Source organism: Pseudomonas sp. H26/SER47-MNA-CIBAN-0231 (genome assembly GCF_040310465.1).
In the GTDB taxonomy this organism is placed as follows: domain Bacteria; phylum Pseudomonadota; class Gammaproteobacteria; order Pseudomonadales; family Pseudomonadaceae; genus Aquipseudomonas; species Aquipseudomonas atacamensis.
In genome coordinates, this window is sequence record NZ_JBEOPW010000065.1 from 1 (window position 1) to 280 (window position 280).

The window sequence follows — 280 nt, forward strand, 5'->3', positions numbered from 1 at the left end:
CCTGTAAGGAAAGCATGAACAAGTCTCTATCGATCGCGGCGGTGCTGGCGATCCTTGCCCTCTTCGGATGCGCGGCCGCGGCGTCTTCCGCAGGCAAGCTCCTGACGCTGGAAGGCAAATTGGTACTGAAAGGAAGCATGCCGATGGTGCAGACCATCCTGATTCTGCCAGACCGGCAGCAGTGGGAGCTGCAGGGCGTACCGCGCGCGCGGGCCGAAGCCCTGCAAAACAGGCAGGTCATTGCGCAAGGCGTCGTGGTCAGACCGGCAAAGGATGGCTT

Annotated in this window: 1 protein-coding gene; it reads left to right on the forward strand. The window is 61.8% G+C overall.

What is annotated here, in order from left to right; genetic code table 11:
• Positions 1-14: 14 nt before the first annotated feature.
• The coding region (locus AAEZ10_RS27270) for a hypothetical protein (protein WP_350571791.1) at positions 15-280 on the forward strand (266 nt) is incomplete at its 3' end.